The 26,715-nt window shown below is 58.3% G+C and carries 28 protein-coding genes; 17 read left to right on the top strand and 11 right to left on the bottom strand.

The features are described 5' to 3' along the window. Nucleotides 1–12 precede the first annotated feature (12 nt). The 6 genes from ACRAWE_RS06135 to ACRAWE_RS06110 are packed head-to-tail and all read left to right on the top strand — an operon-like array spanning nucleotide 13 to nucleotide 2,544. Complete coding sequence (locus ACRAWE_RS06135; protein WP_432525102.1) at nucleotides 13–273, top strand: hypothetical protein; 261 nt, start codon at nucleotides 13–15, stop codon at nucleotides 271–273. Further along, nucleotides 263–559 (top strand): DUF4406 domain-containing protein, encoded by a 297-nt coding sequence (locus ACRAWE_RS06130; protein WP_432525101.1) that lies wholly within the window; start codon nucleotides 263–265, stop codon nucleotides 557–559. Before ACRAWE_RS06135 ends, ACRAWE_RS06130 begins: the two co-directional genes overlap by 11 nt. Continuing rightward, nucleotides 556–825, top strand: coding sequence for a VRR-NUC domain-containing protein (locus ACRAWE_RS06125; RefSeq protein ID WP_432525100.1), 270 nt, complete (start codon nucleotides 556–558; stop codon nucleotides 823–825). Before ACRAWE_RS06130 ends, ACRAWE_RS06125 begins: the two co-directional genes overlap by 4 nt. Further along, entirely contained in the window at nucleotides 822–950 is a 129-nt protein-coding gene (locus tag ACRAWE_RS06120; RefSeq protein WP_275042955.1) for a hypothetical protein, read from the top strand. The genes ACRAWE_RS06125 and ACRAWE_RS06120 overlap by 4 nt, the downstream gene beginning before the upstream one ends. After that, entirely contained in the window at nucleotides 947–2,341 is a 1,395-nt protein-coding gene (locus ACRAWE_RS06115) for an SNF2-related protein (protein ID WP_432525099.1), read from the top strand. Before ACRAWE_RS06120 ends, ACRAWE_RS06115 begins: the two co-directional genes overlap by 4 nt. Then, on the top strand, nucleotides 2,341–2,544 hold the full coding sequence (locus ACRAWE_RS06110; RefSeq protein WP_046687211.1) for a helix-turn-helix transcriptional regulator: 204 nt from the start codon (nucleotides 2,341–2,343) through the stop codon (nucleotides 2,542–2,544). Before ACRAWE_RS06115 ends, ACRAWE_RS06110 begins: the two co-directional genes overlap by 1 nt. 1 nt (nucleotide 2,545) lies before the next feature. On the opposite strand, the gene ACRAWE_RS06105 is transcribed toward ACRAWE_RS06110, so the two are convergent. Beyond that, nucleotides 2,546–3,727: a tyrosine-type recombinase/integrase gene (locus ACRAWE_RS06105; protein ID WP_432525098.1), complete on the bottom strand. Its 1,182-nt coding sequence runs from the start codon at nucleotides 3,725–3,727 to the stop codon at nucleotides 2,546–2,548. A gap of 362 nt (nucleotides 3,728–4,089) precedes the next feature. Here ACRAWE_RS06105 and ACRAWE_RS06100 point away from each other — a divergent pair, with 362 nt between their 5' ends. Beyond that, nucleotides 4,090–5,040 carry an amidohydrolase family protein gene (locus ACRAWE_RS06100; RefSeq protein WP_432525097.1) on the top strand — a complete coding sequence of 317 codons (951 nt, stop codon included), beginning with the start codon at nucleotides 4,090–4,092 and terminating at the stop codon, nucleotides 5,038–5,040. Between the two features lie 85 nt (nucleotides 5,041–5,125). Here ACRAWE_RS06100 and ACRAWE_RS06095 read toward each other — a convergent pair whose 3' ends face one another. The 3 genes from ACRAWE_RS06095 to ACRAWE_RS06085 all read right to left on the bottom strand — a co-directional run bounded on the left by ACRAWE_RS06095 (nucleotide 5,126) and on the right by ACRAWE_RS06085 (nucleotide 8,808). Next, nucleotides 5,126–7,012 carry a hypothetical protein gene (locus tag ACRAWE_RS06095; protein ID WP_248004883.1) on the bottom strand — a complete coding sequence of 629 codons (1,887 nt, stop codon included), beginning with the start codon at nucleotides 7,010–7,012 and terminating at the stop codon, nucleotides 5,126–5,128. Nucleotides 7,013–7,180: 168 nt separating this feature from the next. Then, on the bottom strand, nucleotides 7,181–8,182 hold the full coding sequence (locus ACRAWE_RS06090) for a LacI family DNA-binding transcriptional regulator (protein ID WP_063918448.1): 1,002 nt from the start codon (nucleotides 8,180–8,182) through the stop codon (nucleotides 7,181–7,183). Nucleotides 8,183–8,253: 71 nt separating this feature from the next. Beyond that, a complete protein-coding gene (locus ACRAWE_RS06085) occupies nucleotides 8,254–8,808 on the bottom strand; it encodes a D-lyxose/D-mannose family sugar isomerase (protein ID WP_019452726.1) in 555 nt (184 codons plus the stop codon). 228 nt (nucleotides 8,809–9,036) lie between these two features. On the opposite strand from ACRAWE_RS06085, the gene ACRAWE_RS06080 reads away from it, so the two are divergent. The 6 genes from ACRAWE_RS06080 (at nucleotide 9,037) to ACRAWE_RS06055 (ending at nucleotide 15,727) form a co-directional block, all read left to right on the top strand. After that, nucleotides 9,037–10,071, top strand: coding sequence for an NAD(P)-dependent alcohol dehydrogenase (locus tag ACRAWE_RS06080; protein WP_063918449.1), 1,035 nt, complete (start codon nucleotides 9,037–9,039; stop codon nucleotides 10,069–10,071). A gap of 4 nt (nucleotides 10,072–10,075) precedes the next feature. Beyond that, a complete protein-coding gene (xylB, locus tag ACRAWE_RS06075; RefSeq protein ID WP_063918450.1) occupies nucleotides 10,076–11,593 on the top strand; it encodes a xylulokinase in 1,518 nt (505 codons plus the stop codon). Next, the gene (locus tag ACRAWE_RS06070; RefSeq protein ID WP_074054059.1) at nucleotides 11,590–13,095 is read left to right on the top strand and encodes a sugar ABC transporter ATP-binding protein; all 1,506 of its coding nucleotides are present in this window, start codon (nucleotides 11,590–11,592) and stop codon (nucleotides 13,093–13,095) included. Before xylB ends, ACRAWE_RS06070 begins: the two co-directional genes overlap by 4 nt. A 16-nt stretch (nucleotides 13,096–13,111) precedes the next feature. After that, the gene (locus ACRAWE_RS06065) at nucleotides 13,112–14,149 is read left to right on the top strand and encodes an ABC transporter permease (RefSeq protein ID WP_043128958.1); all 1,038 of its coding nucleotides are present in this window, start codon (nucleotides 13,112–13,114) and stop codon (nucleotides 14,147–14,149) included. 33 nt (nucleotides 14,150–14,182) lie between these two features. After that, nucleotides 14,183–15,190 carry a substrate-binding domain-containing protein gene (locus ACRAWE_RS06060; protein WP_019452731.1) on the top strand — a complete coding sequence of 336 codons (1,008 nt, stop codon included), beginning with the start codon at nucleotides 14,183–14,185 and terminating at the stop codon, nucleotides 15,188–15,190. Between the two features lie 273 nt (nucleotides 15,191–15,463). After that, nucleotides 15,464–15,727, top strand: coding sequence for a hypothetical protein (locus ACRAWE_RS06055; RefSeq protein ID WP_019452732.1), 264 nt, complete (start codon nucleotides 15,464–15,466; stop codon nucleotides 15,725–15,727). 47 nt (nucleotides 15,728–15,774) lie between these two features. Here ACRAWE_RS06055 and ACRAWE_RS06050 read toward each other — a convergent pair whose 3' ends face one another. Beyond that, nucleotides 15,775–16,326 (bottom strand): TetR/AcrR family transcriptional regulator, encoded by a 552-nt coding sequence (locus tag ACRAWE_RS06050; RefSeq protein ID WP_019452733.1) that lies wholly within the window; start codon nucleotides 16,324–16,326, stop codon nucleotides 15,775–15,777. Nucleotides 16,327–16,454: 128 nt separating this feature from the next. Between ACRAWE_RS06050 and smfY the strand changes: the two genes are divergently transcribed. Together smfY and ACRAWE_RS06040 are read left to right on the top strand one after the other, a co-directional pair. After that, nucleotides 16,455–17,927 (top strand): multidrug efflux MFS transporter SmfY, encoded by a 1,473-nt coding sequence (gene smfY, locus ACRAWE_RS06045; protein WP_432525096.1) that lies wholly within the window; start codon nucleotides 16,455–16,457, stop codon nucleotides 17,925–17,927. 200 nt (nucleotides 17,928–18,127) lie between these two features. Next, nucleotides 18,128–18,619, top strand: coding sequence for a Dps family protein (locus tag ACRAWE_RS06040; protein ID WP_019452735.1), 492 nt, complete (start codon nucleotides 18,128–18,130; stop codon nucleotides 18,617–18,619). 45 nt (nucleotides 18,620–18,664) lie between these two features. Here ACRAWE_RS06040 and ACRAWE_RS06035 read toward each other — a convergent pair whose 3' ends face one another. Next, the gene (locus tag ACRAWE_RS06035; RefSeq protein ID WP_025159792.1) at nucleotides 18,665–18,841 is read right to left on the bottom strand and encodes a YciY family protein; all 177 of its coding nucleotides are present in this window, start codon (nucleotides 18,839–18,841) and stop codon (nucleotides 18,665–18,667) included. Nucleotides 18,842–19,083: 242 nt separating this feature from the next. Here ACRAWE_RS06035 and cls point away from each other — a divergent pair, with 242 nt between their 5' ends. Both cls and ACRAWE_RS06025 read left to right on the top strand, forming a co-directional pair. Further along, a complete protein-coding gene (gene cls / locus ACRAWE_RS06030) occupies nucleotides 19,084–20,544 on the top strand; it encodes a cardiolipin synthase (protein ID WP_025159793.1) in 1,461 nt (486 codons plus the stop codon). Nucleotides 20,545–20,600: 56 nt separating this feature from the next. Then, the gene (locus tag ACRAWE_RS06025; protein WP_004932139.1) at nucleotides 20,601–20,924 is read left to right on the top strand and encodes an HI1450 family dsDNA-mimic protein; all 324 of its coding nucleotides are present in this window, start codon (nucleotides 20,601–20,603) and stop codon (nucleotides 20,922–20,924) included. A 73-nt stretch (nucleotides 20,925–20,997) separates the two neighbouring features. Here ACRAWE_RS06025 and oppF read toward each other — a convergent pair whose 3' ends face one another. The 5 genes from oppF to oppA all read right to left on the bottom strand — a co-directional run bounded on the left by oppF (nucleotide 20,998) and on the right by oppA (nucleotide 26,587). Next, nucleotides 20,998–21,999: a murein tripeptide/oligopeptide ABC transporter ATP binding protein OppF gene (gene oppF / locus ACRAWE_RS06020; protein WP_019452737.1), complete on the bottom strand. Its 1,002-nt coding sequence runs from the start codon at nucleotides 21,997–21,999 to the stop codon at nucleotides 20,998–21,000. After that, complete coding sequence (locus tag ACRAWE_RS06015; RefSeq protein WP_074054054.1) at nucleotides 21,996–23,012, bottom strand: ABC transporter ATP-binding protein; 1,017 nt, start codon at nucleotides 23,010–23,012, stop codon at nucleotides 21,996–21,998. The genes oppF and ACRAWE_RS06015 overlap by 4 nt, the downstream gene beginning before the upstream one ends. An 11-nt stretch (nucleotides 23,013–23,023) precedes the next feature. Continuing rightward, complete coding sequence (oppC, locus tag ACRAWE_RS06010; RefSeq protein WP_019452739.1) at nucleotides 23,024–23,932, bottom strand: oligopeptide ABC transporter permease OppC; 909 nt, start codon at nucleotides 23,930–23,932, stop codon at nucleotides 23,024–23,026. Nucleotides 23,933–23,946: 14 nt separating this feature from the next. Continuing rightward, nucleotides 23,947–24,867: an oligopeptide ABC transporter permease OppB gene (gene oppB, locus ACRAWE_RS06005; protein ID WP_004932150.1), complete on the bottom strand. Its 921-nt coding sequence runs from the start codon at nucleotides 24,865–24,867 to the stop codon at nucleotides 23,947–23,949. Nucleotides 24,868–24,949: 82 nt separating this feature from the next. Then, on the bottom strand, nucleotides 24,950–26,587 hold the full coding sequence (gene oppA, locus ACRAWE_RS06000; protein ID WP_019452741.1) for an oligopeptide ABC transporter substrate-binding protein OppA: 1,638 nt from the start codon (nucleotides 26,585–26,587) through the stop codon (nucleotides 24,950–24,952). Nucleotides 26,588–26,715: the final 128 nt, after the last annotated feature.

Raw genomic sequence — 26,715 nt, 5'->3', positions numbered from 1 at the left:
CCAGAAACACGAATGATTACCGCAAATTATCACGATCTGGGTCAAAAAGCTGCCCCCGGAGAAAACACCATGAGTACAGTCAAGCACGCTTCAGTCGTCATGCAACTCGATGATGGCCGCATCCTTCAACGTCCGCTGACTATCGAAGAGCGCATGTTCATTATGCCGTTGCTTCAATACGATGGGAGCTTAAAGGTCATCCCATGTGAAGGAGTTGTATTCAGAGGGAAAGAGATTAAACCAGCAACACCGGAGGGCGGCAATGGTGCATAAAGTGTATATCGCCGGCCCTATGACTGGTCTCCCGGAATTTAACCGCCCTGCGTTCTTCAGCATGGCCGAGCACGTCAAATCCTATGGCGGTATCCCGCTTAATCCAGCAACCCTACCTGATGGACTCACGCAGCCAGAATACATGGACATTTGCATAGCAATGATGCGATGCGCCACAAAGGTGATTTTCCTCAATGGCTGGCAAAACTCGCTGGGTGCGCGCGCTGAAATGGCGCTGGCTGAAAAATTAGGTCTGATCATCGAACACCAGGGACATAGCCGATGACCTACACCCGCGAGTCAACGATCGAGCGGCATCTGGTGGCACAGGTTAAAGCCGCCGGAGGCACCGCCTATAAATTTACGTCACCCGGGCGCCGCAGCGTGCCCGATCGCCTGGTGCTGCTCCCCGGCGGCCGGGTGGTGTTTGTCGAGTGCAAAGCGCCTGGCGAACAGCCGCGGCCCGATCAGGTGCGCGAGCACAATCGGCTCCGCGCGCTGGGCTTCGATGTGGTGGTTTTGGACAGTAAAAATCTGGAGGGAATATTGTGAAAGGTTCGAACATTCTCAACTGGACACGGCGCGCCACCTGGTGCGCCGTTTTTGCATTCTGCGCCAGCTTCTGGCTTGGCGCGTTCGGCCTGGTGCTGATTGCTATTGCCGAGTGGGCACAATGAGCGGCCGCGTATTCACCCCTCGCCCCTACCAAAACCTAATTATCGACCACACGCTGCAGGTGCTCCGCTCCAACGTCTGGGCGGGCATGGGGATGGGCAAAACGGTGGGCACGCTCAGCAGCCTGGAGGCGCTCTACTGCTCCGGTGAAGAGACGCAGCCGACGCTTGTGCTGGCGCCGCTGCGCGTGGCGGCCAGCACCTGGCCGGACGAGGTCGCAAAATGGAGCCATCTGCGTAACATCGAAATGCAGCCGATCGTCGGCACCGCCAAAGAGCGGGCAGCAGCGCTGCTCAACAGCAACGCCAGCGTGTTCACTACCAACTACGACAACCTGGTGTGGCTTGTTGAGCAGTTCGGCGGCCGCTGGCCGTTCGGCACGGTGATCGCCGACGAGAGCACCCGGTTGAAGTCGTTCCGACTGCGGCAAGGCGGTAAGCGCGCCGCGGCGCTGGCCAAGGTGGCGCACAAACACGTGCACCGTTGGGTAAACCTCACCGGCACGCCGGCGCCGAACGGCCTGATCGACCTATGGGGCCAAGCATGGTTCGTTGACCGCGGCGATCGGTTGGGGCGCACCTTCGGCGCGTTCACCTCGCGCTGGTTCAACAGCATTCAGTTCCCAGGGCAGCAATGGTCGAAACTGGAGCCCTGGCCGCACGCGCAGGAGCAGATGCAAGCGGCGCTCGCCGACGTGACGATCTCACTTGATGCCGCTGACTGGTTCGACATCGACGAGCCCATCCACAACGTGATCCGCGTTGAGCTGACGTCCAAGGCGCGCCAGCAATACCAGGACATGGAAAAAGAAATGTTCCTCGAGCTGAACGGCACCGATATCGAGGCGCTGAACGCCGCGGCCAAAACAGTGAAGTGTTTGCAGATCGCCAGCGGCGCCATCTACACCGACGACGCAGGCAGCTGGGCCGAAGTACACGACGGCAAGCTGCAAGCGCTGGATAGCATCGTGGCCGAAGCCGGCGGCATGCCGGTGCTGGTTGCCTACCACTGGAAACACGACCTTGAGCGGCTGCTGAAGGCTTTCCCGAAGGGCCGCCAGCTCGACGCAGACCCGCAAACGATCCGCGACTGGAACGCAGGCAAAATACCGGTGCTATTCGCGCACCCGGCCAGCGCTGGCCACGGACTGAATCTTCAGGACGGCGGCAACATTCTGGTGTTCTTCTCGCACTGGTGGGATCTGGAGCAGTACCAGCAAATTATCGAGCGCATCGGGCCGACGCGCCAGGCGCAAGCTGGTCACCGCCGACCGGTGTGGATACATCATATCATCGCCACCGACACCACCGACGAAATGGTGATGGAACGGCGCAATTCTAAACGTGAAGTGCAGGACATCCTGCTGGAAGCCATGAAAAAGAGAGGCATGTGATGGGCGAGAATCCGATCGTGTTCACGCGGGATATTCTGTCCCGCTATCAGATTTCAGAAAAAACGCTGTGGAAATGGCGAGACAAAGACCAATGCCCGAAGGGGTTTAAGTTGCCCTTTCCGGCGCCAACGATCCCCGGTAGTCCGAACCGCTGGCGCCTTTCCGATGTGCTGACCTGGGAAGACGCCAACAGCGCAAAATAAGTTACCCTGTAACCCCCTTCACATACTCCTCCCACACCCCCAACCAATGCCGCTGATCGTCCATGTAGTCGTGCAGATTGTAATGGGCCATCGTCCCTGTCATGAGGTGGCCGAGAATCTTCTCGATTACGTGCGGCGGCGCGCCCTGTTCCGACAACTTTGTTGCCAGCGTTCTGCGCAGATCATGCATGGACCACGGCTTCATTCCGGTGCCTTCGAAGACCCGCCGAGTGTAGTTTGCGGCAACCTGTGGCTGAACAGGCCGATCAAACTCTTTCCCTGGCATGGCCCGCTGCGATGTAACCACATGGCGGGTATTCACCTTTTCGCGATGGGCCAGCAGCAAAGCTTTTGCCAGCGGCGGCAGCGCGCGGCGGACCGCCACGCCAGTTTTATACTCCTCTTTCGGCACCGTCCAGGTGTCATCCTCAAAATCAAACCAGTCCCAGCACGCCCGGCGGATCTCCGCGGTGCGGCACCCTGTCAGCAGCATAAACCGGATAATCAGGCGCGCCTCGTCAGTCTGATGGCCATCCAACCATTGCCATGTTTGCCGAATCTCTCGATCTGCAAGATAGCGTTTTTTACGCGTTGGTGCTGTGCCTACGTCACGCGGTCCCAACCCTTCCAACGGATTGGCCGCGATATACCCCCGATTGACGCAAAACTTGAACGCGCGTTTGCACAGCGATGTCATGTAGTTGGCCATGACGCTGCTGTCGATTGCGTCCAGCACCTCCAGCCAGTGCATCCGGGCGGTTGACTCCATCCGCAGTTCGCCCAGCTTGGGTTTGATGTGTTTGCGATACACCTGCAGGTAATAGTCGATCTTAACCGAACCGTTCGACCGGCAGTATTTGTCGATCCAGTAGTTGAAGGCCTCGTCCACCGTCGGCGAGGCGTTGCGAGAAAGGCGCTCCAAACGAATTTTTTCGCGAGGGTCGAAACCCTCCGTCAACCAACCGCGCAGTACCTGGCGCCGCTCGCGAGCCTGTGCGATAGTCATCGCTGGGTATTCGCCGATCGACAGCTGCACAGGCTCCTTCACCCACCGGTAGCGGTAAAAGAACGTTATTTTGCCGGCTTTACTGATCCGGGCGTTCAGTCCGTGGCTATCGGAAATGATCTCTATTGCATCGCGTTTTTTACCCAGCGATTTTTTCAGCTTCGTGTCTGTCAACATAGGGGTTGGCTCGTGTTTTTATGTACGCATTAGTGTACACAAAATTAAAGCCTTGCAGATAAATCGAGGGTAAAAACTTAGAGATGAAAGGTAATGACTTGCCCTATCAAGCCAGATACAACGGGACTTAAAAGGTAAAGGCGTGAAAGGCGGATACTGAGGGGGAAACCTGCCAAAATACTTTTCAAGCAGGTATTCTGACCTCATTACCTGACCGGGAGCGGCGTACCGTTCCCGGATCAATGCGTGCTCTCGTCCGCCCTCATCGGTAGAAAAAATGCCTTCCCTTCGGGCGCTGTAGCGCCGCCTGCCTATACTCTCCTGAACCCGCGGCATCGCCGCGTACTCCGGGAGATCGACCGATGCGACTCGATGTTCACGCTCACCTGTGGAGCACAGAGTATCTGGATCTTTTGCAATCTCATGGCCTGCACGAAGTCGCCGCCTATCGGCAATTGGGCGCCGGCCGCAGCGATCGCGAGCTGGCAGCCCGCTTCGCCCTGCTGGACAGCGCCGGCATCGACATGCAAATCTTGTCGGCGACGCCGCTGTCGCCGCACCTGGAAGACGAACAGGCGGCCGTTGATGCCGCGCGCCGGATCAACGATGAATATGCGGAGCTGGCAGCGCGTTATCCCACCCGCTTCCGGGCCATCGCTTCTTTGCCGCTGCCGCACATCGACGCTGCGTTACGCGAGCTGGACAGAGCCTTGACCCAGCTCGGCATGCTGGGCGCCTGCATCACCACCTCAGTACTCGGGCTCTCTATCGCCAACCCGCTGTTCGAGCCGCTCTATCAGGAACTCAACCGCCGCCGCAGCGTGCTGGCCATTCATCCCGCCGGCCGCGGCGCGCACTCGCCGCTGATCGCCGATTACGCCTTGACCTGGTCGATCGGTGCGCCGATCGAAGACACGGTCGCCGCCATGCACTTTATCCTCAACGGTATCCCTCTACGCTTTCCGGAGATGAAAATCATCGTTCCGCATCTGGGCGGCCTGCTGCCAATGACGCTGGAACGCCTCGACCAAACCGTCGCGTGGGAAGCGCCGGATACGCCGGAACCCCCGAGCCGCGCCGCCCTGCGCATGTGGTACGACACGGTAGGACACGATCAGGTGCCTGCGTTGCAAGCGGCAGCAGCGACATTCGGCACCGAGCGGCTGCTGTTCGGCACCGATTTTCCGTTCCAGCCGGGCGAACTGTTTCAAACCACGGTGGACTACATCCGGCATGCCGGATTGCCGGAGAAAGAAGCGAACGCCATTTTGGATCGCAATGCGGCTGCGCTGTTTGGGCTGGGTGCGGACTGAAGATCCGTCCTCATTCCATGTCGCACCCCCCCGTAATAACGGGATGTGCGACATGTCGTGAACCGGTCAATGTTAGGAAACTGCGTCAGACCTGTCGCAGGTAAACATCCGTAATGCGCAGGTCAAAGTTGCTTTTCATTTCGGTGACGTCAATAAGCAAGAAAGCGTGCGTAGCCCAGTCCGGCGCTCGCTCGAAGGCGGGAGGCTGCGTAGGATAACCCTGCATTTGGCCTGGGATGATAACGCTCTTCAGATCGGATTCATTGCCGCTAAATTGATAGGTGTAAACGTGACCGGTTTGCTGCTTGAGAATTTGGGGTTCCACGTCTTGTTGCGGACCATATTCGCGCAGCTTCGCCCATAGGATTTTGACCTGGCAGAGTTGTCCATCACCCGCGTAAGTGTTGGCGCGAACATGGTGAATAACGCTGCCGTAACCTTTCAGGCTGATGGTTCCCAGCACCGCCTGGAACACACCACTACCAGCGGCCGCGTTGCGCCCCAATGAAACGAAACCGGCCTGGCGAATAAGGCTGAAATTGGTGCTGTTAGTCGTACCCCACCCGTAGCGAGATTTACGCACCGTATTAACGCCTCCCGGCGGCAGAACCCAAACTTCCTCAGTCCATTTGTCGCTACCGTTGCTATACGTCGTGCCATCCAGCCAATTGTCCTGTACGGCGGTATCGGTTCGCACCTGAGTTAACAGATAAGGCCAGGAAATGGGCAGTTGCGTGTTGTGCAGCGAGACAGAACCTGTGCCATCAATCCAGCCGCTGACGTTAGCATCACCGCCTTGCTGCATCTCGCCAATATTGACCTTATCAAAGACTACCCTAGCCAGACTGCCGACATAGAAGGGATTGGAGGTTGTCGGATAGGTCGTTGGGCTGCCGCCGGCTTTGAAGGTAAACAGACCGCCGATAACGTTGACTTTGCAACTTTTGGCATCCGGGATATTCAGGATGTAATTTTGCGGTCCATAACCTTCAACGTGACAATCACGGAAAATATGTTGCCCCCCCTCGATATGCATATACTTTCCGACATGACTGGTTGGGGTTTGCGGCCCGTTTTTACCGTAAATGTAATCGAAGGAACAGTTGAAGAAATAACTATACCCTCCCATCAATTTCACGCCACAGTTGCTCTGACCGAAGACGCAACTGTGGAAGTTCATCTCTTCGCCGGAATTGAAAGTATTGTCCGGGAAGTAGTAGCAAATGTCGCAGTGATTGAAACTAAAGCCGTACATACGCAGAAAGTAGAAATCGATGGTGCCGGTAATGCCATAAGCAAAACCTTCGATACCGCCGCCGATAAAGGTCAACGAATTGCGTCCATAGTTTGCCGAGAATGAAGTAGAAAACGTCATGCCATCGACAAAGGAATTGGGGCCAGGTCCCATCATGCGCAGATTTTTCACGCTGAGATTACCTTGGGTATATCCGGCGCTGTTTTGCCATTGAATGGCGGCTTTCCGCTTGACGTTATCGCCCGGAGTCATGGCGCTAAAATCCAGCAACGCACCGGAAAAATCGTAATCAACAGTTTTCAAATCCAGGTTCAGCGTTTTCGTGCATTTGAATTGCCCGCTACCGAACTGCAGATTACCGTTTTTCAACACGCGTGAGCCGCTGGAGACAGCCTGCGAACTGGCATAGTCGTGAGCAGCCTGAATTGCAGCGGCATCCTCTGAAATACCATCACCTTTCGCACCGAACATATAGGGCGACACCGTACCGGCAACATCCAGGACGCGTACCCATAACCAACCGGCGTTGGGGCGGATGAACATACCGCCGTCATCCATCGCTGTCGATTGTGCTTTGGCGACGAAGGTGCCACCACCGGTTGGCTGGCGATTGCTGGCGTTCCAATCGCCGTAGTATGCAGTCACAGCGATCAATTCGCCTGCAGCGGTAGGCAGAGTGTTTCGTAGCGTGGCGATATCAGGGCAAGTATTCATCATGTTATCCTCATAGTTTTACTGTATTTATATACAGCCAAGTAACTCTATGAGTGGATGAACCTTGCATCAATAGCAGGGATGTTGTGCTCTTGACCCGCGAACATAGCGGTCTATCTGGTGTACCGCCTCTTTCTGTTGCATTTATCGCTCATACAAAGGCAGCAGCCGTCAGATGACTAATTTGCCCCGCACCACCACCTTGCCCGGTTTAATGTCAGGATCGGCAATGCGGCGAATTGCCAGATTTAAGGCCTGCCAGGCGATCTCTTGCAAATCATGCGACACGCAGGGGAAATGAAAACCGTAAATCTCGGCATGCGAAACCTCATCGATGCTGAACAGCGACACCTCCTGCATCAACGGCAGCCGATGTTCGATGCAGGCCTTGATGATGCCCAGGGAGATTTGGTTGTTGCAGCCGACGAAAAAGTCCGGGGCGCGGTTGTTGGCCAGCCAACGGCTCGTCTCTTGCCAGGCGACATCCATAAAAAAATCGGCGTACAGCACTTCCAGCGACGCCACTTTGCCTTGCAAAGCCGCTTGCAATCCAGTGACCCTGTCACGCGCCACATTGGAATTCTCCGGCCCGGAGACCACCACTACCCGCTGCGCCTGCTGTTCCAGCAGCCAACGCCCCGCCTGGAGACCGCAGTCCAGGTTATCGATATACACCCCGCTGCAATGGCGGCTGTCCAATTCCCTATCGATCAGCACCACCGGGATATTGAGCGTTTCCAAGCGTTTCAGATAGGAAGGCTGGTACAAATGATCGTTGGAAATGACCGATAGAATGATCGCATCGACGTTGTAGCCAATGAGTTTGTCGATGATTCTGTCTTCGCTTTCCTGAGACTCATAGGAGTCGAACACCAGGGTGTCGTACCCCATTTTTTGCGCTTCGAGCGTCATCAGGCGCGTCAGGCCGCCAAAGAATGGGTTGGCCATATCAGGATTGACGATACCGATGGTTCTGCTGCTTTTCGCTCGCAGATTGCGCGCGGCGGCATTGACCACGTAACCGAGTTCGGCGGCAGTCTCGCGAATTCTCCTCAACGTTTCCGGATGGACCTTGTCCGGCTGTGAAAACGCCCGCGAAGCGGTTATTTTGCTGACATTCGCCTGTGCGGCGACGCTGGCCAGCGTCGCTTTCCGTCCTCGATCCACTGCCAAATGCAGCTCCTTAGCTTGAAGATATCATTTCGTACCATTCTCGGCATCATGACAGAACTTTGCCCATGGCGCTAATGGTTTACGCCTGCAAGGCGGTTAATGCGCGGATCGGTAAAAATATCCAGCTCGTCGCGGCTCTCGGAAGAGAACTCGGAGACCACCGCGCCCTGCTTTCCCGCCTGAAACCAGTGCCGGGTGTTGGGGGCGATGGTGTATTGCTCACCCGGCCGCAGAAGGATATAGCGATCGCAGGTATACCACTGCTCCGCCCCTGCGGGCACCCGACATGCCAACTCACCGCCGCGATCGTTGGGCGTCAGGTTTTCATCATCGACAAACAGAAATACCTCCCCCCAACGGCAACGAAAAGTCTCTTGCTTACCGGGCGTGCCGGCGAAAGGCGGATGCAAATGCTCTGGGCAGGTCTGCCCCGGAAAGAGCACCAACTCTTTCGCACAATACCGGGGGGAGTTGACGTAAGTCAGCAGCTGCAATCCCGACACGGGATAGTCAGCCAGACCAAAGGTTGCAATTTCAATACGTTGCTGCTCGTCTTTCGTCAGGACAATGTCCGCCTGGCGCAAATATTCCAGCGTGGCGGCTTTGGCGTTTTGTTGTTTGTTCATCATTTTCCTTGCAAAGTAACGGTATCGATATCAACACGCCGATATTAAAACCGTCATTGCCCCGCCGGTTTTGTGACCGCCATCTCCATATTGAATAACAACCCCCCAGCAAAATTAACTCTCGTCGAGCAATTCCAACATTGATCACAGTTTAACCACCCGCTTTGGCCCACTATCGCCGCATTGAAATGATATCGTTACCATAAAAATGATTCACCAGGAGGCAATATGAAAGCATTAGTGTTGGCCAAGGCGGGGCAAATCGCTATTGAGGACGTCCAGCTGGCCGAGGCGCTGGGGCCCGATGATGTGCAGATTAAAATTCATTCCGTAGGTATCTGCGGCAGCGATGTGCACTATTACCAGCATGGCCGCATTGGCCCGTTCGTGGTTAACGCCCCGATGGTGCTCGGCCATGAAGCTTCCGGCGTGGTGCTTGCGACTGGCGAAAATGTCACTCACCTCAGCGTCGGCGATCGCGTTTGCATGGAGCCCGGCATTCCCGATCTCAACTCGGCCCAAACGCGCGCCGGTATTTACAACCTTGACCCGGCCGTTCGCTTCTGGGCAACGCCGCCGGTGCACGGCTGCCTGCGCGAAACCGTCATCCACCCCGCCGCGTTCACGTTCAAATTGCCGGACAACGTCAGTTTTGCTGAAGGCGCCATGGTTGAGCCCTTGGCTATCGGTATGCAAGCGGCCACCAAAGCCGGGATTAAACCCGGCGACATCGCGCTGGTGATCGGCGCCGGGCCGATCGGCGTGGTAACGGCCCTTGCCGCACTGGCGGGCGGCTGTTCGGACGTCATTATTTGCGACCTGTTTGACGAGAAACTCGCGGTGGCGGCCAGCTACGAAGGGTTGCACGCCGTCAATATCAAAACCGGCGACCTGGCGGGGAAAGTGGCCGCGCTCACCAGCGGCAACGGCGCCGATGTCGTGTTTGAATGCAGCGGCGCAAAACCGGCTATCGCAACGCTGGCTGAGCATGCGGCGCCGGGCGCGACCGCGGTGCTGGTCGGCATGCCGATCGACGCTGCGCCGATGGATATCGTCGCGGCGCAGGCCAAGGAAATTACCTTCAAGACCATCTTCCGTTACGCCAACATGTATCCGCGCACGCTGCGGCTGTTGAGCAGCGGCAAATTGCGCGTCCAGCCTTTAATCAGTCAGACCTACAAGTTCTCCGACAGCGTGGCCGCCTTCGAACGCGCGGCGGCGGGGCATGCCTCAGACATCAAAATCATGCTGGAGATGGAGTAAACCTATGACGCTCTATGCTGGCATAGACTGCGGTACGCAAGGCACGAAAGTCGTGATTGTCGACAGCGCACAGGGCGTGATCCTCGGTGAGGGCAGCGCCCCTCACCGCCTCATCAGCCATTCCAACGGCCGGCGCGAACAAGAGGCCGACTGGTGGGTTGACGCGCTGATCATCGCGTTTCAACAAGCGGTGACCAACGCCGGCGTCGACGCACGGGAGATTAACGCGTTGGGGGTTTCGGGCCAGCAGCATGGCTTCGTGCCGCTGGACGCACAAGGCAACGTGCTGCACAGCGTCAAGCTGTGGTGCGATACCGAAACCGCAGAGGAAAACGAACGGCTGCTGCAGCGGCTCGGCGGCGCCAACGGCTCGCTGGAAACACTCGGTCTGCGGGTCGCCACCGGTTACACCGCGTCGAAAATCCTTTGGTTCAAGACGCACCACCCGGCGCTCTGGGCAAAACTGCACACCGTGCTGCTGCCCCATGATTATTTAAACTTCTGGCTGACCGGGGAACGCGTGGCGGAATACGGCGACGCCTCCGGCACCGGGCTGCTCGATGTGCGCACCCGCAGCTGGAGCAAAACCGCCGTCGATCTCATCGACGACAGCGGCCGCCTGTGGCAAGCCCTGCCGCCGCTCAAAAGCGCGGAATGCTGCATCGGCACAGTGCGCCCTGTCGCGGCGGAAAAGCTCGGCCTCAGTCCCACCGCCAGGGTCTCGACCGGCGGCGGCGACAATATGATGGCGGCCATCGGCGCCGGCAACATCGAGGCAGGCGCCGTCACCCTGAGCCTGGGCACTTCCGGCACGCTATTCGCCTGGTCCGCCGCGCCCGTCGTGGCGGAGTCGGACATGATTGCCGGTTTCTGCTCCAGCACCAACGGGTGGTTGCCGTTGATATGCACCATGAATGTCACCTCGGCCACCACCGCGATGCAAACGCTGCTGGACGAAGATCTTGCCGGCTTCAACGCCCTATTGGCGCAGGCCGCACCGGGCGCCGGCGGCGTCGAGATGCTGCCGTTCTTCAACGGCGAACGCGTTCCGCCGCTGCCCCACGCGCGCGCCAGCCTGCATAACCTGGATAGCGACAATTTTACCCGTGCCAACCTCTGCCTGGCCGTAGTAGAGAGCGCCACCTACGGCCTGCGCTATGGCATCGAGCTGTTCCGCCGCCAGGGCATCGAAACGCGCGAGATCCGTCTCACCGGCGGCGGCGCCCGCAGCGCCGCCTGGCGACAAATCGTCGCGGACGTGATGGGATGCCCGGTGGTCTGTCTGAAAGTCAAAGAGACCGCCGCGTTGGGCGGCGCCATTCAGGCGATGTGGGCGACATCGTTGGCCGATCGCCCGAACCAGAGCGCCGCCGAATTATTGGCTGAACTGTGCCAACGCTTCGTTTCACTGGATGAAGCCACGCGCGCGACGCCAAACGCCGACCGACAAACGCAATACGAGACGCTTTATCAACGGTACCTGCAGCGTTTGCAACGAACCTACCCGGAGGTGCAACTGTGACGCAAGATCCCCATACGTCAGCCCCCGCCTACCTGCTGGAAGTCAGCGGCGTCAGGAAAGCCTTTGGCCCGGTCGTGGCGCTTAAAAATGCAGAGTTTTGCCTGCGGCGCGGGTCCATCCATGCCCTGTGCGGCGGCAACGGCGCGGGTAAATCCACCTTTCTCAGCATTCTGATGGGCTTTATTCAACCCGATGGCGGCGACATTTTTATCCATGGCCAACGCTGCGAATTTCATCATCCCCGCGATGCCCTCAACGCCGGCATCGCCATTGTGCAACAGGAGTTGAGCGCGATCCCGGACCTGACGGTGGCCGAGAACATTTGGCTGGGCCGCGAGCCGAGGCGCCTGGGGTTCGTCGACTTCGCGACGCTCAACCAGCGCACGACCAGCCTGCTCAATGAACTGGATTTCAAAATCGACGCCCGGGAAAAGATGCGCAATCTGAGCGTCGCCGAGCAACAGCTGGTCGAGATCGCCAAGGCGCTGTCGCATGCCAATGCCGACATCATCATCATGGATGAGCCCACCTCGGCGATTGGCGAAGAAGATGCGCAGAAAATCTTTCAGACGCTGCAGCAACTGGCGGCGAAAGGCAAAGGCATTATCTATGTGTCTCACCGCTTGTCAGAGATCTTCCAGATCGCGGACAGCTACACCATTTTTCGCGATGGCGCCTACATCCATGAAGGCTATATCGCCGACATTACCCGTGAACAGCTGATAGAACACATTATCGGCGGCGAGTACGACAGCGAGTTCGCCAAATTCAATCAACCCGGCGAGGCGGTGTTGCTGGAAGTTAACAACCTGTGTTGGCGCGACAAGATCAAAGATATCAGCCTGCAGCTTAAGCACGGCGAAATCCTGGGCATCTACGGCCTGGTGGGATCGGGCCGCAGCGAGTTCCTCGATCTTATCTTCGGCGTTCAGCATGCCGACAGCGGCACGATTCGCTTGGGCGACAAAACGCTGAGCCGTCACTCCCCGCGCGAAGCCATCGACAGCGGTATCGCCTATGTAACGGAAGACCGTAAGGAAACCGGCCTGGTGCTGTGCCGCTCCGTCAGCGAAAACATCAATATCGCCTCTTTCGCCGACATCAGCCGGATGGGATTTGTCAGCGAGAAACGGGAGCAAGCGCGTACCCGCGACATGATCCAGCGCTTCAACGTTAAAACCCACGACGGCGAGCAGCCGGTGGGCAACCTGAGCGGCGGCAACCAGCAAAAAGTGGTGCTGGGCCGCTGGGCGCTGCTGGATCCGGAGGTTTTGCTGCTCGACGAGCCGACGCGCGGCATCGACGTCGGCGCCAAAAAAGAGATCTATCGATTCATGTCGGAATTCGCCTTGCAAAACAAAGGGATCATCATGGTTTCCTCCGAACTTTCGGAAATCATAGGCATGAGCGATCGCATATTGGTGTTCCGTGACGGGCAGTTGGCCGGCGAGCTTTCGGCAACCCATGCGACTCAGGCAGCACTGATGAAACTCGCGGTTTAACAGAGAGAGAATAACAATGAGCAGCGCCCACTCCTTATCACCAGGAATGTCATTTTTCACCCGCAATAAGCGCCGTATGCACAAATACGGCATTATCATCGCCTTTTTCGCCCTGTGCCTGACCGTGGCGCTGATTGGCGAATATCAGGTCGCCCAGGGGGCCTGGAGCAGCAATTATTTTCTCAGCAATGAAAACACCCTGATCGTCCTGCGCCAGGTCTCGATCAACGGCATTCTGGCAATCGGCATGACCTTCGTCATCATCACCGCCGGCGTCGATCTCTCCGTGGGTTCGGTGTTGGCGTTAAGCGGGATCGTCGCCGCCCGTTTCGCCACCAACAATAGCGGATTGGCTATCGGCGATACCGCGACCGCCGTCATGGCACCGCTGATTGTGGCGCTGGGCATCGGCATCGTCTGCGGCCTGGTGAACGGCACCGTGTTAGCCCGCTACCGGCTGCAACCCTTTATCGTCACCATGGGCATGCTCTCTGCGGCGCGCGGTTTAACCATGCTGACTACCAACGGCAATCCGGTTTCGCAATTGAACAGCGATTTCCGCTGGTTGGGCAATGGTTATGTCGGCGGCGTTCCTGTGCCCGTCATCATCTTCATCGTGCTGTTCGCCCTCGCCTGGCTGGTGCTGAATAAAACCCTCTTCGGGCGCTACATCTACGCCGTCGGCGGCAACCCGAAAAGCGCACGCACCTCAGGGATTAACGTCACTCGTATCAAGATACTGGTGTATACGCTGTGCGGCGCGCTGGCCGGCATCGCCGGTTTGATCCTCACCGCGCGCACCGGTTCGGCGCAAACCAACGCCGGCGCAGGCTATGAGCTGGACGCCATCGCCGCGGTGGTGATCGGCGGCACCAGCATGGCGGGCGGCGTCGGTACGCTGGTCGGCACCTTCTTCGGCGTGCTGATCATCGGGGTGATGAATAACGGCCTCGATCTGCTTGGCGTGCAATCGTATTACCAACAAATTATCAAAGGCGCATTGATCGTTCTTGCCGTCTTGCTCGACCCATCGCGTAAGCAACAGCGCGATTAATAACATCAGACCCAACTCTACCAGGAGAAAACCATGAATAAGACCAAGATAGCGTTGTTTGCCTCTGCCATGATGTTCGGCAGCCTGTCGGCTGCTCAGGCGGCCCCGGTTAAAATCGCGGTATTGATGTACGGCAACAAAGCCGAATTCGTGCAATTGATGGAAAGATTCGGCAAGGAACACCCGGCGGTGAAAAGCGGCGAAGCCGTGCTGACCTTCTACGATGGGCGCTATGATGCATCGGTGCAAAACGATCAGGCCGCCACCGCGATCCAGACGCGCGCCGACGCCATTATCGTCAACCCCATGGATTTTGAGGCCAATATCGATATCGTCACCAATGCCAACGAAGCCAAAATCCCGGTGGTGGTCACCAACGCGCGTCTGAACACGGACGCGATGACCTCTGAAGTGGTGTCTAACGATGAGCTGGGGGGCTATCTCGAGGCCAAAGCCGTCCTGGACAAACTCGACTGCAAGAACCATAAGGTGAACGTGGTGATTATCGAAGGCCCGAAAGGCGGCAGCGGCGAGATCCAGCGCGGCAAGGGCAATGACAAAGCGATTGCCGAGTGCGGCGCCGGCCAGGTCACCGTGCTTGAACGCAAAACGGCCAACTGGTCGCGCGCTGAAGCGCAGCCGCTGATGGAAAACTGGCTGCAGAAACATCGGGGTAAAATCAACGGCGTGATTGGCCAGAACGACGAGATGGCGCTGGGCGCGATTGAAGCGATTAAAGGCGCCGGCCTGAATGTTAAGGACTTCGCGATCGCTGGCGTGGACGGCGTTTCCGACGCGATTCATGCGGTGCAGGCCGGTGAAATGGTCTCCATCCTGCAAGACGCCAAAGGCCAGATGCAGGGTTCCATCGACGTCGCATTGCGCGCCGTGAAAGGTGAAAGCTATCAACCACAGTCGGATATCTGGAAACAATACGCCAAGGATCTGAAATGGGAAGGCGGCACGCAGAAGCATTACTACATCCCGTGGACCGTCGTCACCCCAGAGAATGCCCAATCGCTGTTGGATGCCCGTAAATAACCCTTCGCCCCCCTCTCCGGGGGCCTGCCCGCACGTAAACAAAAAAAAGCCAGCACGGAGTGGCTGGCTTAAAGGTTCTTCGAGGGAATATCTTGTTCGATAAACATACGCCTGCCGCTGCCCATTGACTAACTATCAGTGTGATAGGCGCAGCCGTCAGCGGCGATTTATTATTGCCGCCGCAGAGCAAACCGCCGCCGCTGATCTACACTTTAGCCGTAGTTCAGATGCAGTTACGGGTCATTTTTATTTTCGAATCGAAAAGGAATAATTATGAAGGCAACTAAATATCTCTTGGCACTGCTGGCGTTCACCTCTTTCTCATCGCTGGCGGCGATTGAAATCACCCGGGAAGAGGCGGCGAAACATACCGAGATTGGTCCGGTGACCATTTCGCAAGACGGCGACGACACCGTGGGGATCGATCACGCGCGCCTGTCGAAAGCGGTGGACGAAAAAGGCGGCAAGTATTACGTCATTATTGGCCGCGAGGGCAAAACCACCTTCGAAACCATCAATGCGATAGCCTATAAATAATCGGGTTTATCCTGCGGCAGGCTGACACCTGCCGCTTAATTCATTCGTTATTTATCTCCGTCCGCCAGTATCAACGCCTGCATATCGGCGAACATCGTTTCCCACTCCGCCTGGTCGATATCCATCAAACCGAAATAACGCAGCATAAAAGCGCCTTCGGTGGCGAGAAACGCCAGGCGCGCGCGCTTGCCCTCTTCGCTCGCCAAATCGAGCCCGGCGATGCGGCTGCGGTACCATTCGCGCGTACTCGCCAGATGCTCCGGCGTTTGAATCAGCGTCGCCATCAGCCCGGCGGCCTTGGCGCTGGCGGTCTGATCCGAACTTTGGGTCGCCAACATATGCGCCCGCACGCCGGTCTGTGGCGAAGGGTCGGCGCCGGCGATATCCGCGAACAGCGCTTCATAGGCGCTGCCCCAGCGATCGAACATGGCGTCGATCAAGGCGTCCTTGCTACCGAAGCAATACTGCACCCCACCCTTGGAGATCCCCATCGCTTTGGCGACGGCGTCGATGGTCAAGCCGGCGGCGCCCTGAGTGGCGACGATCTCTTCGGCGGTGTCCAAAACCTTATCGCGATCGATGCTGCGTTGACGTCCCATTAAGAAACCCTTCTTTTCAATACGAACGTATGGATATATATTATCAACCAGTATACCACCCGGCGTCGCCGGAGGGTTACCGGAATGGCGGCGCCTTCGCGCCGCCCACTTTAGTGGATGAATGACTTATGTACGCCAAGAACCGCTGGCTGATCCTGGCCCTGATCGCCAGCGCCCTTTTCCTGATCGTTATCGATATGACGGTGTTATATACCGCGCTGCCGCGCTTGACCCAGGCGTTGGATGCCAGCGCCTCGCAGAAACTGTGGATCGTCAACGCCTACCCGTTGGTGGTGGCCGGGCTGTTGCCCGGCGCCGGGATGCTGAGCGACCGCATCGGCCATAAGCGGCTGTTTCTGGCCGGGCTGCCGGTGTTTGCCGTCGCTTCGCTGTGCGCCGCCTTCTCGCCAACCGCCGAGTGGCTGATCGCCGCACGGGTGTTCCTCGCCGTTGGCGCGGCGATGATGATGCCCGCCACGCTGTCCATCGTGCGCCACGTCTTTACCGACGAACGCGAGCGTGCGCTGGCGATCGGCATCTGGGCCTCGGTGGCCTCCGGCGGTGCGGCCATCGGCCCGGTGGTCGGCGGCCTGCTGCTGGAGTATTTCTGGTGGGGTTCGGTGTTCCTGATCAACGTGCCGGTGGTGCTGCTGGTCTGGCCGCTGGCGTGGAAACTGATCCCACGCTGCGGCGGCGATAACCCGCGCCCTTCCGACATCCTCGGTTCGGTACAGATCATGATCGGCCTGGTCGGCGCTATCTACGCGCTGAAGGAGCTGAGCAAGCCGGCGCCAGACGTCGGCGCCTTGATCGCGGCGGCCCTGATCGGCGTGCTGTTCCTGGCGATGTTCGTGCGCCGCCAGCAGCGCAGCGCCAATCCGATGATCGATTTCTCCCTGTTCCGCAACCGGCTGTTCGCCGGCGGCATCGGCGTAGCGCTGCTGTCGATGGTGGCGCTGATCGGCGTCGAGCTGGTACTCAGCCAACGCTTGCAGCTGGTGCTCGGCCTCAGTCCGCTGCAGGCGGCGCTGTTTATCTTGCCGATCCCGCTAGCTTCGGCGTTGGCGGGGCCGATGGCCGGTTTGCTGTTGCCGCGCTACGGCGAACGCAGCATCATCCTCGGCGGTTTCGCCCTGACCGCTTTCGGCATCGCCGCCCTCGCCCTGCTGTCTCAGAGCGGCATGGCGCCGCAGCTGGTGAGCCTGGCGTTGGTGGGCTTTGGCCTCGGCGGCGTGATCACCGCCGCGTCCACCGCCATCATGTTGAATGCGCCGGAGGAGAAATCCGGCATGGCCGCATCGATCGAGGACGTCTCCTATGAGCTGGGCGGCGTGCTGGGCGTAACGTTGCTCGGCGGGCTGATGACGGCGGTTTACAGCCACAGTCTGGCGCTGCCGGCGGAACTGCCGGTCAGCGATTTGGCCTACGACAGCATCGACGAAGCGTTGCGTCTGGCGGCCGGGATGGCGGCCGATCGCGCGCAGCAGCTGACCCAGCTGGCGCGTTTGGCCTTCGATCGCGCATTTATTACGGTGTTGATCGCCGCCGCGCTGTTGATGGCGCTGGGCGCCGGCGCGGTAAAACTGGCGCTGCGCAAGTAACCGATAAAAGCGGCTTTTTTCGCCTGCGGATCCTGCGTACACTGATTCGGCAATTTGCTCGACGGATTTATCGTCATCGGTTTGAGCGATGGCAATGATGACTGATATCGTGTTTAACCCTGCGATAAATCCGGTTACTGTAACAGCTATGGAAATGAATTCTGTCTACCCTTGGAACGAATAATCAGGAGAAGATTATTATGGCAACGGCGAAGAAAGCAGCGAAAACCCATATCGGCCTCGACAGTAAACAATCGGCAAAACTCGCCGAAGCGCTGAATGCGCTGTTGGCGAATTATCAGGTGCTATATATGAACGTGCGCGGCTATCACTGGAATATTACCGGCCCGCAATTCTTTGAGCTGCACGCAAAATTCGAAGAAACTTACAACGATCTGCTGACCAAGGTGGATGAGCTGGCGGAACGCATTCTGACGCTGGGCTCGCAGCCGCGTCACGCTTACAGCGACTATCTGAAAACCGCCGATATCAAGGAACACACCAACGTGACCGATGATAAAGGCACGCTGCGCGGCCTGTTGGAAGGGTATTCAATCTTGCTGCAACAGCAGCGCGAACTGCTGACGGTGGCGGCCGATGCCGGCGACGAAGGCACCGCGTCGCTGATGAGCGATTACATCAAAGAACAGGAAAAACAGGTCTGGATGCTCAACGCCTATCTAGGCAAATAACCCAGGCGCCATGACAAAACAGTCCCTCACGGGACTGTTTTCGTTTTACCACTCGCAGGATACCGCAAACAGCAGCGCACGCCGGTGCTGATCGTCCAGGCGGCGGCGCACCCGGATGATATGGCGATTGCTGCACGACTGGCGCTCCAGCCAGCGATGCCGGCGGCGTTGGCTCTGCCGCAACATGCGCCAGCGGCCCACTTCATTTCTACTGCGTCTCATAATTCCGTCACTCGTTCGTCTAATGCCAACCGCGGACATTATAGCCCTTTCGGCTCATGATCCAAGTCGCCGTTATCGGCGGCACAGCGGACGCCACACGGGCAAAAGCCGCCCTTTCATTTTCAGCAAGTGCCTTAACTTCATCATATTTATGTAACATAAGCGCCGATAAAAGGTTTCGCCTTGACCGATCTGTGCGTACACTCATCATTGGTGGTTTGCGAACGGGATTTTTCGCCTTTATGACAACATTTTATACCGTAATCAGTTGGCTCATGGTGTTCGGCTACTGGCTGCTGATCGCCGGCGTGACGATGCGCATTTTGATGAAACGCCGTGCGGTTCCCTCCGCCATGGCCTGGCTGCTGGTTATCTATATTCTGCCGCTGTTCGGCATCGTAGCCTATTTATCCTTCGGCGAGCTGCACCTGGGCAAACGCCGGGCCGAGCGCGCCAAAGCCATGTGGCCGTCGACCGCACGCTGGCTGAAGGAATTGAAAGAGAGCCGCCGCATCTTCGCCACCGAGTATAGCGAGGTCGCCGAGCCGCTGTTCCAGCTGTGCAACCGCCGCCAGGGCATCGACGGCGTCAAGGGCAACCAGCTGCAGCTGCTCACCACCACCGACGACACGCTCAAAGCGTTGATCCGCGACATCGAACTGGCGCGCCACAACATCGAGATGGTGTTCTATATCTGGCAGCCCGGCGGCCTGGTCGATCAGGTGGCCGAATCGCTAATGGCCGCCGCCCGACGCGGCGTACACTGCCGCCTGATGCTGGACTCCGCCGGCAGCCTGCAATTCTTCCGCAGCCCCTACCCGGCAATGATGCGCAACGCCGGCATCGAAGTGGTCGAAGCGCTGAAGGTCAATCTGCTGCGCGTATTCCTGCGCCGCATGGATCTGCGCCAGCACCGCAAGGTGGTGCTGATCGACAACTACATCGCCTATACCGGCAGCATGAACATGGTCGACCCGCGTTACTTCAAGCAGGATGCGGGCGTCGGCCAATGGATCGATCTGATGGCGCGCATGGAAGGCCCGGTGGCCACCACCATGGGCATCGTCTATGCCTGCGACTGGGAAATTGAAACCGGCAAGCGCATTCTGCCGCCGCCGCCGGACGTCAACATCATGCCGTTCGAGCAGGAGAGCGGCCACACCATTCAGGTGATCGCCTCCGGCCCCGGCTTCCCCGAGGAGATGATCCACCAGGCGCTGTTGACCGCGGTCTATTCCGCGCGCGAGCAGCTGATCATGACCACGCCGTATTTCGTACCGAGCGACGATCTGCTGCACGCCATCTGCACCGCCGCCCTACGCGGCGTCGAGGTCAGCATCATCGTGCCACGCGACAACGATTCGATGATGGTGCGCTGGGCCAGCCGGGCGTTCTTCTCCGAGTTGCTGGAAGCCGGCGTGAAAATCTATCAGTTCGAAGGCGGCCTGCTGCATACCAAAAGCGTCCTGGTGGACGGCCAGCTCAGCCTGGTCGGCACCGTCAATCTGGATATGCGCAGCCTGTGGCTGAACTTCGAAATCACGCTGGTGATCGACGACGACGGCTTCGGCAGCGATCTGGCCTGCGTGCAGGAAGATTACATTGCCCGCTCCAAGCTGCTGAACGCTAAAGAGTGGTTGAAGCGGCCGTTCTGGCATCGCCTGGTCGAACGCCTGTTCTACTTTTTCAGCCCGCTGCTGTAAAAGCCGCGGCGAGCGTGCTTTAATAGCGCCAAATCATTTGTTATCAGGATTTTTTTATGGATTTGAATAACCGCCTTACCGAAGACGAAACGCTGGAACAGGCCTACGATATCTTCCTCGAATTGGCCGGCGACAATCTGGATCCGGCGGATATTCTGCTGTTCAATCTGCAGTTTGAAGAGCGCGGCGGCGCCGAACTGTACGATCCCTCCGAAGACTGGAGCGAGCACGTGGATTACGACCTGAACCCGGACTTCTTCGCCGAAGTGGTGATCGGTCTGGCGGACAGCGACGGCGAGCCGATCAATGACGTGTTCGCTCGCGTGCTGATCTGCCGCGAGAAAGACCACAAGCTGTGCCACATTCTGTGGAAAGAGTGATTCGCCGCTGGCGTCTCGGATAAAAAAAGCCCCGCTCAGTCAGCGGGGCTTTTTGTTGCCGGCTAACGGCACATTACAGCGGGTCGACCTTCAGGCAGGAAACCGCGTGGCGGAAACTGCCCTCCAGCAGCGGACGCGTTTTGGCGCACTCCGGCCCGGCGATCGGGCAGCGGGTACGGAACACGCAGCCTGACGGCGGGTTGATCGGCGAAGGCAGTTCCCCTTCCAGCAGCTGGATCTGCTTTTCCTTCTCCTTGTCCGGATCCGGGATCGGCACCGCCGACATCAACGCCTTGGTGTAAGGGTGCTGCGGATTGTGGTACACCTCGTCATAGGTGCCCAGCTCCACCGCATGGCCCAGGTACATCACCAGCACGCGATCGGAAATGTGCTTTACCACCGCCAAATCGTGGGCGATAAAGATCAACGACAGGCCCATCTCGCGCTGCAGCTGCTGCAACAGGTTCACCACCTGCGCCTGAATCGACACGTCCAGCGCGGAGACCGGCTCGTCGCAGATCACCAGCTTCGGCTCGAGGATCAGCGCACGCGCGATGCCGATGCGCTGGCACTGGCCGCCGGAGAACTCGTGCGGATAACGGTTGATCAGGTTAGGCAGCAGGCCGACCTTCAGCATCATCGCCTTGACCTTGTCCTTCACTTCCTGACGCGGCATTTTCGGGTAGTAGGTGCGCAGCGGCTCGGCGATGATCTCGCCGATGGTCATGCGCGGGTTGAGCGAAGCCAGCGGATCCTGGAAGATCATCTGAATATCGCTGCGGGTTTTGCGCCAGTCGGCGTCGCTCATGCCCAGCAGATCTTTACCCAGCCAGGCGACGCGCCCGCTGGTGGCCTTCACCAGGCCGATGATGGCGCGCGCGAAGGTGGATTTGCCGCAGCCGGATTCGCCGACCACGCCGAGGGTCTCGCCCTCGAACAGCCGCAGCGTAACGCCATCGACCGCCTTCAGGGTTTTCGGCGGTTGCCAGAACCACTGCTTGTCGTCATGAATGTCGAAGTGTACTTTCAGATCGGCCACTTCGAGCAGCACTTTCTTGTCGGTTACCGCTGTCATACCAACGCCTCCACCGGTTTAAAGCAGGCGCGCAGGCGCCCTTCCCCAAATTGCTCCAACGGCGGAGCGCTCGCGCACTGTTCCATGGCATGCGGGCAGCGCGGCTGGAACGGGCAGCCTTTCGGCAACCGCAGCAGGTTCGGCGGGTTGCCGGGAATGGTCAGCAACGCCTCGCCTTCAGCGTCGAGACGCGGCACCGCGTTCAACAGGCCGATAGAGTACGGGTGGCTCGGCTGGTAGAACACTTCACGCGCGCTGCCGTATTCCATGGTGCGGCCGGCGTACATCACCAGCACCTTGTTGCAGATGCCGGCCACCACGCCCAGATCGTGGGTAATCATGATGATGGCGGTGTTGAACTCACGCTTCAGCTCGTTCAGCAATGTCATAATCTGCGCCTGAACGGTCACGTCCAATGCGGTGGTCGGCTCGTCGGCGATCAGCAGCTTCGGCCGGCACAGCAGCGCCATGGCGATCATCACGCGCTGGCGCATGCCGCCGGAAAACTCGTGCGGGTACATGCGCATGCGCTTGCGCGCCTCCGGCATTTTCACCGCGTCGAGCATGCGCACCGACTCTTCGAAGGCTTCGCTTTTGCTCATTTTCTTATGCAGCATCAGCACTTCCATCAGCTGCTCGCCAACGCGCATATAAGGGTTAAGCGAGGTCATCGGGTCCTGGAAGATCATCGAAATCTCTTCTGCCCGCAGCTTGTTGAGCTGATTTTCCGGCAGGTTGAGGATTTCGCGGCCGTTGAATTTGGCCGATCCGCCGATGCGGCCATTGCTGGCCAGCAGCCCCATCAGGGCGAACGCGGTCTGCGATTTGCCGGAACCGGATTCACCGACGATGCCCAGCGTTTCGCCGGCGCGCAGATCGAAGTTCAGATCGTTCACCGCCGTCACGTCGCCGTCCGGGGTCGTGAACGTGACGCGCAGATCTTTCACGTCCAGCAGCGGCGAGGTTTTGACGCCGGCGCCGGTTTGCAACTCAGGATGTTCAATGGTGCTCATGATTGCACTCCTTAACGATCTTTCGGGTCGAGGGCGTCACGCAGGCCATCGCCGATAAAGTTGAAACAGAACAGAGTGACAACCAGGAAACCCGCCGGGAACAGCAGCAACCACGGTGAAACTTCCATTGAGTTGGCGCCGTCGCTGAGCAAGGCGCCCCAGCTGCTGAGCGGCTCTTGCGTGCCCAGCCCCAGGAAGCTGAGGAAGGATTCGAACAGGATCATGCTCGGCACCAGCAGCGACGCATACACCACCACCACGCCGAGCACGTTCGGCACGATATGCCGCAGCACGATATTGCGCGTGGAGACGCCGCACACCAGCGCCGCTTCGATAAACTCCTTACGCTTCAAACCGAGGGTTTGGCCGCGCACGATACGCGCCATATCCAGCCACGACACCATGCCGATCGCCACGAAGATCAACAGGATATTTTGGCCAAAGAAGGTCACCAGCAGGATCACGAAGAACATGAACGGGAAGGAGTTGAGGATCTCCAGCAAGCGCATCATCACCGAATCGATCTTGCCGCCCAGATAGCCGGACATCGCGCCGTACAGAGTGCCGACGATCACCGCCACCAGCGCCGCTGCCACGCCGACCATCAGCGAGATGCGCCCGCCGATCGCCACGCGCACCAGCAGATCGCGCCCGGAGGAGTCGGTGCCGAAATAGTGCCCCGATTCGAAGCTCGGCACCGCGGACATCATCGCCCAGTCGGTATCGTCATAGGCAAATTGCGACAACATCGGCGCCAGCACCACAAACAGCGTGATCAGCGCCAGTACGAACAGGCTGCTGACCGCCGCGCGGTTGTGCATAAAGCGCCGACGCGCGTCTTGCCACAGGCTGCGCCCTTCCACTTCCAGCTTCTCGCTGAAGTTTTCCAGAGCTTCGCTGTTCTTTTTAGTCAACATCATTCGCGTGCTCCAGATTAATAACGGATTTTCGGATCGATGACCGCATACAGCACATCGACGATCGCGTTGAACAGAATGGTCAGGGCGCCCACCAAAATGGTCAGGCTCAGCACCAGGGAGTAATCGCGGTTCAGCGCGCCGTTAACGAACAGCTGGCCGATCCCCGGCAAACCATAAATGGTTTCGATCACCATCGAACCGGTAATGATGCCGACGAAGGCCGGGCCCATGTAGGACAGCACCGGTAACAGCGCCGGCTTCAGCGCATGGCGGAAAATGATGCGGCGCATCGGCAAGCCTTTGGCGCGCGCGGTGCGAATGAAGTTGGAGTGCAGCACTTCGATCATCGAGCCGCGCGTGATACGGGCGATACTGGCGATATAGGCCAGCGACAGCGCCACCATCGGCAAGATGATGAACTTTGGCGCACCGCCGTTCCAGCCACCGCCCGGCAGCCATTTCAGCGTGATGGCGAAGATCAGCACCAGCAGCGGCGCCACCACGAAACTGGGTATCACCACCCCGGTCATGGCGAACCCCATCACCGTATAGTCCCATTTGGTGTTCTGATTCAACGCGGCGATAACGCCAGCGCTAACGCCCAGCACCACCGCCAGCAAAAATGCGGCCAGGCCGAGTTTGGCGGAAACCGGGAACGAGCTGGCGACCAGATCGTTGACCGAATAGTCCTTGTATTTAAAGGATGGGCCGAAGTCTCCCTGCGCAAGCTGCGCCAAATAATGACCGTACTGTTTCCAGATAGGATCGTTCAAATGATATTTGGCTTCGATATTGGCCATGACTTCCGGCGGCAAAGCGCGCTCCCCGGTAAAGGGGCTGCCGGGCGCCAGACGCATCATGAAGAATGAGATGGTGATAAGGATAAATAGTGTCGGGATCGCTTCCAACAAGCGACGAAGTATAAATTTAAGCATTGCCCTAACCCTGTGCGACAGCCTGATGACGGCTTATTATTCTCAACATGGGCCGGCGGCTGCGCCGCCGGCTCTTACCGTATCAATGCTTGATGATGTACAGGTTTTTGTCGTACACGTTATCAAGCGGGTCTTTGCCGGTGTAGCCACCGACGTAAGGTTTCACCAAACGGGCGTTCACGTAGTAATACAGCGGAACGATGGCGGAATCTTTATCCAGCTGAACTTCCGCTTTCTGATACAGATCGGCGCGCTCGTCTTTGGTCTTCGCGGTCAACACGTTCGCCATCAGCTTGTCGAACTCGGCGCTCTTGTAGTGCGGGGTGTTACTGCTGCTGTCGGACAGCATCATGTTCAGGAACGAGCTCGGCTCGTTGTAATCGGCACACCAGCCGGCGCGCGCCACGTCATAGGTACCCTGATGGCGGGTATCCAGGAAGGTTTTCCACTCCTGGTTCACCAGCTTCACGTCCACGCCCAGGTTTTTCTTCCAGATGGAGGCGGCGGCGATCGCCAGCTTCTTGTGCAAGTCGGAGGTGTTGTACAGCAGGGAGAAAGTCAGCGGTTTACCCGGGCCGTAGCCGGCGTCCGCCAGCAGTTTCTTCGCCACTTCGTTGCGTTTTTCCTGCGTCCAACCGAACCACTCTGGCGGGGTCAGCTTGGCGCCGTCGGTGTATGGCGGCGTAAAGCTGTAGGCCGGCAGATCGCCCTGGTTTTTCACCTTGTTGACGATAATGTCGCGGTCCATGCCCAGCTTCAGCGCTTCACGCACGCGCGCATCGGTGAACGGCGCCTTCTGGTTGTTGATTTCGTAGTAATAGGTGCACAGATAAGGATCGACGTGCACCTCTTTCGGGATCTCTTTCTTCAGCTTCTGGAACAGTTCGATCGGCATGTTGTTGTAGGTCATGTCGATTTCACCGGTGCGGTAGCGGTTAACGTCGGTCACTTCCGACGAAATAGGCAGGAACGTCACTTTATTGATGATGGTTTTGGCATTGTCCCAATATTCCGGGTTGCGCTCCAGCACGATGCGTTCGTTGACGATCCAGTCTTTCAGTTTATAGGCGCCGTTGCTGACGTAGTTGGCCGGCAGCGTCCACTTCTCGCCGAACTTCTCCACCGCGTCTTTATAAACCGGCTTCATGGCGTAGTGCGGGGTCATTTCAACCAGATAAGGCACCGGCTCGCTCAAGGTTACCTGGAAGGTGTGGTCGTCGATGGCCTTCACGCCCAGCGTCGATTTGTCTTTTTTGCCGGCGATGATGTCATCGACGTTTTCTACGTGAGCGTATTGCAGATAGCTGGCGTAAGGCGAAGCGGTTTTCGGATCGACCACGCGCTGCCAGCTGTAGACGAAATCTTGCGCCGTCACCGGCTTGCCGTTGGACCATTTGGCGTCTTTACGCAGGTGGAAGGTCCAGACTTTGAAATCCTTGTTATCCCAGCTTTCCGCAACCCCTGGCACGATAGAACCGTCCGGGCTGTTGTTCGCCAGGCCTTCCATCAGATCGCGGGTGACGTTATTTTCCGGCACGCCCTCGATTTTATGCGGATCCAGCGACTGCACTTCGGAACCGTTGTTTTTGACGATTTCTTGCTTGTCGGCCAGCTGCACGCCCGCAGGAACGTCAGCGGCGAAAGCGCCCGCGGTTGCTGTGATGCCCAGCGCGGCGATAACGCCAGCGGCAATGAGAGTTTTCTTCGTGATGTTGGTCATGCTTATCGACTCCAGTTTTTATTATCACAGGCTCTCCGTGGAGCCTGCGTTGCCCGTTAGCGGACTCTGTTTTCCCGCCGCCGCGGAACGAATGCGGCGGCCGGCCTTCCCCCATATTCCTCTGCGGT

The organism is Serratia sp. BFP-2025 (assembly GCF_050880365.1).
GTDB classification, from domain to species: Bacteria; Pseudomonadota; Gammaproteobacteria; order Enterobacterales; family Enterobacteriaceae; genus Serratia; species Serratia surfactantfaciens.
The sequence above is the reverse complement of the archived record's forward strand: the minus strand, read 5'-3'. Positions and strand labels throughout refer to the sequence as shown.